At 34.2% G+C, this 9,635-nt stretch carries 9 protein-coding genes; 4 read left to right on the top strand and 5 right to left on the bottom strand.

The window, feature by feature from the left end; translation table 11 throughout:
• The 4 genes from Q0A18_RS07115 to Q0A18_RS07100 form a co-directional block, all read right to left on the bottom strand.
• A partial coding sequence (locus Q0A18_RS07115) for a thioredoxin family protein (RefSeq protein WP_292009452.1) occupies positions 1–536 on the bottom strand: 536 nt, incomplete at its 3' end.
• A gap of 1 nt (position 537) precedes the next feature.
• On the bottom strand, positions 538–1,005 hold the full coding sequence (locus tag Q0A18_RS07110; RefSeq protein WP_292009451.1) for a nucleoside triphosphate pyrophosphohydrolase family protein: 468 nt from the start codon (positions 1,003–1,005) through the stop codon (positions 538–540).
• 195 nt (positions 1,006–1,200) lie between these two features.
• Positions 1,201–3,405, bottom strand: a complete 2,205-nt coding sequence (locus Q0A18_RS07105) for a reprolysin-like metallopeptidase (protein ID WP_292009450.1) — start codon at positions 3,403–3,405, stop codon at positions 1,201–1,203.
• A 178-nt stretch (positions 3,406–3,583) separates the two neighbouring features.
• Complete coding sequence (locus Q0A18_RS07100) at positions 3,584–4,723, bottom strand: acyl-CoA dehydrogenase family protein (RefSeq protein WP_292009449.1); 1,140 nt, start codon at positions 4,721–4,723, stop codon at positions 3,584–3,586.
• Between the two features lie 446 nt (positions 4,724–5,169).
• On the opposite strand from Q0A18_RS07100, the gene Q0A18_RS07095 reads away from it, so the two are divergent.
• The 4 genes from Q0A18_RS07095 (at position 5,170) to purF (ending at position 8,835) form a co-directional block, all read left to right on the top strand.
• Entirely contained in the window at positions 5,170–5,775 is a 606-nt protein-coding gene (locus Q0A18_RS07095) for a SatD family protein (protein WP_292009448.1), read from the top strand.
• Between the two features lie 2 nt (positions 5,776–5,777).
• The gene (locus Q0A18_RS07090; protein WP_292009447.1) at positions 5,778–6,473 is read left to right on the top strand and encodes a DUF3307 domain-containing protein; all 696 of its coding nucleotides are present in this window, start codon (positions 5,778–5,780) and stop codon (positions 6,471–6,473) included.
• Between the two features lie 32 nt (positions 6,474–6,505).
• Positions 6,506–7,225 carry a phosphoribosylaminoimidazolesuccinocarboxamide synthase gene (gene purC / locus Q0A18_RS07085; protein ID WP_292009446.1) on the top strand — a complete coding sequence of 240 codons (720 nt, stop codon included), beginning with the start codon at positions 6,506–6,508 and terminating at the stop codon, positions 7,223–7,225.
• A gap of 116 nt (positions 7,226–7,341) precedes the next feature.
• A complete protein-coding gene (purF, locus tag Q0A18_RS07080) occupies positions 7,342–8,835 on the top strand; it encodes an amidophosphoribosyltransferase (protein WP_292009445.1) in 1,494 nt (497 codons plus the stop codon).
• Positions 8,836–8,896: 61 nt separating this feature from the next.
• Here purF and Q0A18_RS07075 read toward each other — a convergent pair whose 3' ends face one another.
• Entirely contained in the window at positions 8,897–9,583 is a 687-nt protein-coding gene (locus Q0A18_RS07075) for a porin family protein (RefSeq protein ID WP_292009444.1), read from the bottom strand.
• Between the last annotated feature and the right edge of the window lie 52 nt (positions 9,584–9,635).

Raw genomic sequence — 9,635 nt, 5'->3', positions numbered from 1 at the left:
TTATCAACTTTATTTAAAATATCCACAAGATCTCTTTCAATATATCCTGTAGTAGGCATTTCAACTATTCTTCCAATTTCCTTGCCATATTTTTGAACAATAATAGTAGGAACTTTTTGAATATTATATAAACCTTCATCTCCTGTAGGAGATTCTTTTTTTCTGTTAACAGCAATAATAGTCAGCTTATTTTCAGGATATTTTACTTGTTCCAATATTTTCATTAATCTTGGAAAATCCCTGTGGCTGTCTTCACACCACGTACCAAGGAAAACAGTGATATTATAGGAGTTAATTTTCTTTTTCCTCAATTCAGCAATGGCTTTTTCATCTACAGCATATTCATCATGCTCCTGTACATACCAGTTACTGTAAGGTTCTTTTAAAAACTGATCTTTCAATTGGTTTCCCAAAAGCATTTTACCATCATTTTGTGTCTCTACTTCTCTGTTTACGATTACTTTCTGAGCATCATAAAGCTGAGTGGCTAGTACAAGACCCGATAACGTAAAAATACGGATAAGGAACTTTTTCATATTACTTTTCTATAATTGTTTTCAAATCTGCAGGAGAGTAGTACTTATTTTTAAGAACCTTATGGTCTGAAGACCTGTATACATTATATTTTTCTCCTGATTTCTCATAAAAAGATTCTACTTCTTTTTGTTTGTAAAATTCAACAGTTTCTTTTGCCTGTTCTTCATTATCACATGCTTTAGACATATTGGAACGCTGAACTTCATTGAATAGCTCTACAAATTTACTGCCAAGCCCGAATTCCAGTACAGCACCGCTAAGTACATACTGTAAATCACAAAGTGCATCTGCAATTTCCACTAAATCATTATCTTTAATAGCCTGCTTTAGCTCATTCAGCTCTTCCTGTAATAGTTCTACTCTTAGATTACATCTCTCCGGAGAAGGAATTTGTGGTGTATCTAAAATAGGTGCCTTAAATGTAGTATGAAACTCAGCAACTTGGTTCAGACTGTCAATTTTATCCATGAATCTTTTAAATTTAAAGCAAATATAACAAAAAACCTTACCATTATAAAGTTTCTAATCATGTCATACATCGTAGAAAAATGGAATTCAGTAATCTCAAATCATTTTTCTAATAATTTAACCAGATAAATTACCCAAATAAAAAGCCGGATCATTTGATCCGGCTTACCCATAGTTTACAATATAATTTATTCACTAATTTTTAATGAATCTTTTGCTGGAGTTACCTATTTGGATAGTGTAAGCTCCTTCAATAAGTCTGCTTACATTAACCGTTCCTCTATTCAATTGTCCTGAGTTAATCAGTTTACCTGTCATATCAAATATTTTATAATCTTCATTAGTTTTATTTGAAACCGTAAGAATATCTCTTACAGGATTTGGGTATAACTGAACATCGGTGGTCAAACTTTCATTATTTATATTAGTCAGCTTAGCTAGAGATGGATTTACAGTAATATTGGCATTATTTACATCAAAGAAAATATGATTGCTTCCTTTAACCATAATTCGTCCTGTAGAAGTTGAAATATTAGGAATAGTTACTGCCTGGGAGCCATCGTTAGGAGTACTTGCCAGAAGAGTTGTCCATGTATTACCACTATCAGTAGACCAAAGAATATCAACATTCGCTGCGTTCACTCCATTTGAAGTAGTTCCTGCAACATTCCAGGTGATAGTTTGAGAACTGTTTCCTGAGTAAGTAACTGCTGAATTCTGTGAAGTAATATTAAATGGCCCTGCTGTACGATTTACAGTAATAACAACGTCATCAGAATTATTTCCTGAGCCTCCGATTCTATTATCCCGAACGGTAAATCTAAAATTCATTGTTCTGGCTGCAGAAGGCAAGGCTTCTACATTTATTTCTGAGCCGGCAGTGGTAGTAGAACCTGTTAAAATAGAGGCCATTCTGGGGAAATATCTTACCGGAGTGGTAGTAGGCACCCATGATCTGAAAATGGGACCGGAAGTTTTGGTTGCTGTTGCAGCCGAGTTCGCATTGGTTTGCGAGTTCGAAGCATTATCCATTTGTTCCCATATATATGTAAGAGAATCTCCATTTGTATCAGCCCCAGTACCTGTCAGCATAAATGGTGTACTTTTAGGAATTGTATAATCCAAACCTGCATTTACCGTAGGGATAGAGTTTCCTGTAGGAGTATTCACAGAACAAGTTTTTGCTTTAATATTATTTGTAATCTGCTGAATACTTATTGCATGAAAAAATGGATCAGAATGAGGCTGGATATCATAAGAAGTAATTCCGGCATATCCCATAATGGTAGAACCAGATCCTGGCTCCATATTTACTCCTGTACCTTCATTATAATAAGAATAAGTATGATTACCTCCATACTGATGCCCCATTTCGTGAGCTACATAATCAATATCGAAGTTATCCCCGAACGGTATGCCATCAGCCGGTGATGTGTAGCCACTTCCTTTGGAACCATTTGTACAAATACAGCCTATACACCCGGCATTACCTCCTCCTCCGGTAGCACCAAATAAATGTCCAATATCATAGTTAGCCTCGCCAATTACAGACGTTAGAGTAGACTGTAGCTGGGAATTCCAGTTGCTCATAGAAGAAGAAGGAGAATAAGGATCTGTTGAGGCATTTGTATAAATCACTGCATCATTATTGGCTATAAGAACCATTCGGGAAGAAAAATCCTTTTCAAATACTCCATTTACACGCGTCATAGTATTATTCATAGCAGCCAAAGCCTGCGCTTTAGTTCCCCCAAAATAAACAGCATATTCACCCGTACAAGAAAGAGCTAGCCTGAATGTTCTTAGTATGGCATCATCAGCATTAGGACGGGCTGTAACATCAGGTTTCCCAATCCCTTTTTGAGCGGATTCAATCACCGTACATTCAAATTTATTCAAATCATCTTTCTTGTCTGTCTTTTTATAAACAACATAAGAGGAAAGATCTTTTGTATAGGGCTCAATAAAAACGGCAGATTTATCTCCATATATTTCCATTGAGGACAAACCTAACGGTGAAATGCTAAAATAAACTGAAGAGTTGGGATCATTCAAACTTTCACCAACATAGGATTTAATATCCGGATATTTAGCTGCTAACTCCGGTTCAAAATTGGAATTTTCGCGTACTTTAAAATTTTCCATTTTACCTTCAGAGTTCGGAAAAGAAATAATTACTTCAGACTTTTCACCGGCTACCAATCTTTTGGGAACTCTGGACAAAACACTTTTCAGACTGTTGATATCCAAGCTGTAAATCCTTGGATTAATAATATTCGTTTTATTTTCAAATACTGAAGAAGTTGTTTTGGTAGAACTTTCAGACCAAAGACGATCTGTTTGTGCGAAAGAGATGCCGGAAATGACAAGCATCCCTAGCATGGATAATTGTTTTTTCATATAAGAATATTTATTTTGTTGTGATAAATCAAAACTAATAAAAAAAATAATATGAAAAACAAATTATTTTAAGAGTATTTAACTTTTTATTTCAAAATACCGTGAAAATACTTTAAACACACAAAAAAAGATGATATGTAAAACATATCACCTTTTTTTCATTTATTATTTTTCAGATTTATTTTGTAATATCTCTTCCGATTACCAATCGCTGAATTTCGGAAGTTCCTTCTCCGATGGTACACAATTTGGAATCCCTGTAATATTTTTCGGCAGGGAAGTCTTTCGTATAACCATATCCGCCAAAAATCTGTAAAGCATTATTGGAAATTCTTACACACGCTTCAGAAGCATAAAGTTTTGCCATAGCCCCTTCTCTTGTCATTTTTTGTTTTGCATTCTTTAATGTGGCAGCCCTCTGAATAAGAAGTTCTGCTGCATCGATTTCCGTAGCCATATCTGCCAGCATAAAATTAATAGCCTGGAATTCTGAAATAGGTTTTCCAAATTGTTGTCTTTCCTGAGCATATTTCAGGGCCGCTTTATAAGCTCCTCTTGCAATTCCTAAACTCAGTGCAGCAATAGAAATTCTACCACCATCCAATACTTTCATAGCCTGCTTAAAACCTTCACCAACTTCTCCTAATCGGTGAGAATCCGGAACACGTACATTATCAAATATAAGTTCAGCCGTTTCGGAAGCTCTCATTCCCAGTTTATTTTCTTTTTTTCCCGAAGTAAATCCCGGCATTCCTTTTTCCAGCACAAAAGCTGTAGAATTATTTTTAGCTCCTTTTTCACCCGTTCTTGTCATTACTACAGCAATATCACCGGAGATAGCATGAGTAATGAAATTCTTAGCACCATTAATGATCCATTCATCACCATCTTTCACTGCCGTTGTAGACATTCCTCCTGAATCTGAACCTGTATTATGCTCTGTAAGCCCCCAAGCTCCGATCACTTTCCCTGTAGCTAATTGGGGTAGCCATTTATGTCTCTGTTCTTCATCTCCGAACTCATATATATGATTAGTACAAAGAGAATTGTGTGCAGCAACAGAAAGGCCTATTGATGGATCTACCTGCGAAATCTCATCCAGAACAGCAACATATTCATGATAACCTAAACCGGATCCGCCATATTGTTCAGGAATCACAATGCCCATAAACCCCATTTCGCCCAATTGATGAAAAAGGTCTTTAGGAAACGTCTGACTTTCATCCCATTCCATAATATGTGGTCTGATATTCTTTTCAGCAAAATCTCTTGCTGTATCAGCTACCATTTTAATGTTGTTTAATATTTCTGTATTCATATAATTTTAGTTAGCTCTCAAAGATACTTAAAAAGTGGAAATACGGAAAAAAATTATACTTCCCATAATAAACCCTTTCAATATTTTAAAAACCAATGATTTATATTTTGAAATTTAATATTTAGTTAATGTGAATTTGAAAATATAAATGTCCCGATTTAGTATTTTAGGCCTCACAATTCTAAGTGAAAAATTTTTGAAGTTTAAAAATATGCTTTCTATGAAAAGGGGAATTTATTTCAATGAATTCTCAATAAATAAATCATCCATAAGAAATCCAATTAATTAAAAATCAAAAACTTAAATCTCATATTTTTTTCTATTATAAAGAAATAATTTCCCTAATCTTGTTTCAATTGATATAAGTAGATTCGCTAATAATAAAAATCTATAAGTGTTTCTGCTTATATCTTTTATTTATAAGTATTTATGCTTATATTTGCAAAATGATAGCGGTCATTACCGGTGATATTATAAATTCGCAACATGCAGACACAGAAGTTTGGATTACCAGACTAAAGAATCTCCTAGAACACTGGGGAAATTCCCCACAGATATGGGAAATATACAGAGGCGACGAATTTCAGTTTAAATGTAGTATCGACGAAGTCTTCTGGCATTTTCTCGCTATAAAATCCCTTATTAAAAGTCAGGAAAATTTAGATGTAAGAATAGCAATAGGTATTGGGGAAGAAAGTTTTTCTTCAGAAAAGATTACCGAATCCAATGGAACTGCTTACGTTAACTCAGGAAGGTTATTAAACGATCTTAAGAATGATGGTCATACTGTTGCTATAAAAACGCTGAATGATATCGTAGACAGGGATTTGAATATCCTTTTAAAATGGTCTTCCAAAGATTTTGATAACTGGACAATGGCTACAGCTGAGATTATTCACGAAATGATTATGAATGAGGATATTACTCAGGAAGATCTGGCTAAAAAATTTGCTATTTCCCAGTCCTCTATAAGCCAAAGACTGAAGAGAGCCAACTACGATCTTATTATAGAAACCAACCAGTATTTTAAAAAGAAAATTTCAGAACTATAGAAATGATTTTTGTTAGACTCATATTGGCTCATTTACTCGGAGATTTTATTCTTCAGCCGGATTCATGGGTTGCTGACAAAGAAAAACTTAAACTGAAAAGTAAATACTTATACATCCATATCCTTATACATACCTTACTGGCTTTTGTATTCCTTTGGGATTTAAATCTTTGGTGGGTAGCCATATTAATAGGTATATCTCATTTTTTAATTGATTTCGCCAAACTTATTTTCCAAAACTCAAAGACCAAGAAAAGGTGGTTTTTTATTGATCAACTGCTGCATATTTTGGTGATATCAGGAATTGCCTTTTATTTTGGGGAAGTTAATTGTAGCTTTTTACAGAATTCTGATATCTTAAAAATTACAATGGCTACTGTATTTTTAACCATGCCTGCATCTATTCTCATTAAAATATTACTTTCTTCCTGGACTCCGGTTTCTGAAGAATTAAATAACCTGCAAACTGACTCTTTAACAAGTGCCGGGAAATACATAGGAATACTGGAAAGACTATTAGTTTTTACTTTTATTGTTGTAGATCATTGGGAAGGAGTAGGTTTTATGATTGCTGCTAAATCTGTATTCAGATTCAGCGATCTGGCTCAGGCTAAACAGAGGAAACTGACAGAATATGTACTTATAGGTACACTTTTAAGCTTTGGAATGGCTGTATTAACTGGAATTTTAATAAAATAATTATAAATCTAACTATAACGAAAATTTAAAAAATGGAAAAGAGAGAAATGTTGTACGAAGGTAAAGCAAAACAGGTTTTTGCTACTGACAATCCGGATGAAGTAATCGTACGTTTTAAAGATGATGCTACAGCTTTCAATGCTCAGAAAAGGGGGCAGGTAGATCTTAAAGGAGAAATGAACAATGCGATTACCACTCTTATTTTTGAATACTTAAATGAGAAAGGAGTAAAAACCCATTTCATCAAGCAATTGGATGAAAGAGAACAGCTTGTAAAAAAAGTTTCTATTATTCCTTTGGAAATGGTGGTAAGAAATTACTCTGCAGGAAGTATGGCACAAAGATTAGGAGTAGAGGAAGGAATAAAATCACCGGTTACCATTTTTGATATCTGCTATAAAAAAGATGAGCTTGGGGATCCGCTTATCAATGATCACCATGCTGTTTTCTTAGGTTTGGCAACTTACGAAGAGCTGGATGAAATGTATGAACTTACCTCAGATATCAATGATATTCTTATTGACCTATTTGATAAGATCAACATTATTTTGGTAGATTTCAAAATCGAGCTTGGAAAAACTTCAGACGGACAGATTATTCTGGCTGATGAGATTTCTCCTGATACCTGCAGATTATGGGATAAGGATACCATGAAAAAATTAGATAAAGACCGTTTCCGTAGAGATTTAGGAGAAGTTACAGAAGCATATGTCGAAATCTATAATAGATTGAAAGCTCTCCTTAAGAAATAATTTCAGAACTTTATCTCTGAAAATAATTTGTTTGTTAACAGCAAGTTTAAAAAATATAATACGGGGCTAGTAGCATAGAACAGACTTCTGATACTAGTCTCTAATATCTTAATAAAATGAAAAGTTTAGAAATTCATAAAAGTGAATATTTAAAACAGTTTAAAACTCAGCCTTACGGCAGAAATCTTTTCAGAACTCCGCAAGAAGAAAAACTGGATGCACCCAACGAAGAATGTGGTATTTTCGGGTTGTATTCAGACAATGATCTAGATACGTTCTCTCTTTCCCAATTCGGACTTTTTGCTTTGCAGCACAGAGGTCAGGAAGCTTGTGGTATTTCTGTTTTAAAGGATGGAAAAATAAATAATTTAAAGGATGAGGGACTTGTTTTAGATGTTTATAAAGAGATCCATGATCCTGAAACTTTTATGGGAAACTCTGCAATAGGACATACCCGCTATACTACTGCAGGAGATAAGAAAAAGTATAATTTCCAGCCATTCTTTGCCAAAAATGAATACGACCAGATTATACTTTCTATTGCTCATAATGGTAATTTAACCAATGCCAGAGAGTTGAAAGCTGAGCTGGAAGCTGAAGGAGTTGTATTCAGAGCTACTTCAGATTCGGAAGTTATTTTAAGATTAATTCAAAAAAATCTTGATTTAGGATTAAGGGGTGCCATTAAAGCTACCATGGAAAAAATTGAAGGAGCTTATTCAGTAGTGGGAATGACCAGAAATAAGTTTTTTGCATTCAGGGATTTTAACGGGATCCGACCATTAGTGCTAGGCGCTATTGATGAAAAGAGTTATGTGGTTGCTTCAGAATCAGTAGCATTAGATGCAGTAGGGGCACAATATGTACGTGATATATTACCGGGAGAAATTATTTATACCAATGAAAATGAGACCGGATTACAGTCTTATATGGTCAATAATACAGGAAAGCAGAGAATATGTTCTTTTGAATATATCTATTTTGCAAGACCTGATTCCACTATGGAAAACATCAACGTATATGAAATACGTGAAAAATCCGGTGAAAAAATCTGGGAGCAGGCTCCTGTAGATGCTGATGTCGTTATCGGCGTTCCTGATTCAGGAGTTCCGGCAGCTATTGGCTTCTCCAAAGCTTCAGGAATACCTTTCCGTCCCGTTCTCATTAAAAACAGATACATTGGAAGAAGCTTTATTGTTCCGACTCAGGAAATGAGGGAAAGAGTGGTGAATCTGAAATTGAATCCCATTATCTCTGAAATAAAAGATAAAAGGGTAGTGATTATTGATGATTCTATTGTTCGTGGAACAACTTCTAAAAGACTAGTTAAAATTCTTAAAGATGCCGGAGTAAAAGAGATTCACTTCAGAAGTGTTTCACCTCCGATTATTGCTCCTTGCTATTTAGGAATTGATACTCCTTCTAAAGATGATCTTATTTCTGCTAATATGACAACAGAAGAATTGAGGACTTATCTCGGGGTAGATTCTTTAGAATTTTTGAGTACTGAAAACTTGAAAGAAATTTTGGGATCTTCCAATCACTGCTTCGGATGTTTTACAGAAGAATATCCGGTAGAGAAAGGGGAGAATTCTGAATTATTCAATTAAAAAAATAATATTATTTCAAAATAAAAAAAAGCTAGGTAAAACCTAGCTTTTTTTTATTTTATTAAAACTTGTAACTAAGTCCTAATTGGAAAGTTCTGTTATTCGGTGAAGAATTTGTTGTAGTTTGAAGAGTACTGTTATAGATGTTGCTTAAACTGTTAACATATCTTGCATTAATTCCGAAGTTAGGAGTAAAATCATATCCTACACCCAGACCTAAACCAAAGTTAAGTTTATTAATATTGTCTTTATCAATTTTATCAGAAGTAGATTGAGTCTGTGTTGAAGTAGTACTTCCAATAGTGGTTGTAACTTTAGTTTCTCCTGTATTTTTTCCTGATACAAAATAACTGAATTCAGGTCCTGCTTCTACATAAAAGTTACGCATAGGCTTAAATTGAACCATTACCGGAACTGTTATATAACGTAAAGTTGCTCTATATTCATTTTTTGCATTTATAGTTGCTGGACCATTGGTTATTTCTGTTGATGAAACTACATTTCTTGAACCTAGTTCATTGTATAATACCTCAGGCTGAATGCTGAATTCTCTTGAAAGAGGAATATTAACAAGAACTCCTGCATAATAACCAGCTTTCAGATTATTAATACTCAGTTCCTGCTCACTAAATGAAGATGCATTTCCACCTGCTTTAATACCAAATCTAACAGGTTCCTTTTCCGTTGTTTGTTGAGCAAAAGCTAATGATGTTGAAATTATAGCTAATCCTAAAAATAATTTTTTCATAATTTATACTATTTACTTTTAATTATCGTACTTTATAAATAAGACTTTGTTG

The organism is Chryseobacterium sp. (genome assembly GCF_022712095.1).
GTDB lineage: Bacteria > Bacteroidota > Bacteroidia > Flavobacteriales > Weeksellaceae > Chryseobacterium.
Note: the sequence above shows the minus strand (reverse complement) of the source record. Positions and strands in the feature narration are given on the sequence as shown.

Coding starts and splice junctions, on each gene's coding strand:
- purC (WP_292009446.1), top strand. CDS start 6,506: ATGGAAAAGAGAGAAATGTTGTACGAAGGTAAAGCAAAACAGGTTTTT.
- Q0A18_RS07105 (WP_292009450.1), bottom strand. CDS start 3,405: ATGAAAAAACAATTATCCATGCTAGGGATGCTTGTCATTTCCGGCATC.
- Q0A18_RS07075 (WP_292009444.1), bottom strand. CDS start 9,583: ATGAAAAAATTATTTTTAGGATTAGCTATAATTTCAACATCATTAGCT.
- Q0A18_RS07095 (WP_292009448.1), top strand. CDS start 5,170: ATGATAGCGGTCATTACCGGTGATATTATAAATTCGCAACATGCAGAC.
- Q0A18_RS07100 (WP_292009449.1), bottom strand. CDS start 4,723: ATGAATACAGAAATATTAAACAACATTAAAATGGTAGCTGATACAGCA.
- Q0A18_RS07090 (WP_292009447.1), top strand. CDS start 5,778: ATGATTTTTGTTAGACTCATATTGGCTCATTTACTCGGAGATTTTATT.
- purF (WP_292009445.1), top strand. CDS start 7,342: ATGAAAAGTTTAGAAATTCATAAAAGTGAATATTTAAAACAGTTTAAA.
- Q0A18_RS07110 (WP_292009451.1), bottom strand. CDS start 1,005: ATGGATAAAATTGACAGTCTGAACCAAGTTGCTGAGTTTCATACTACA.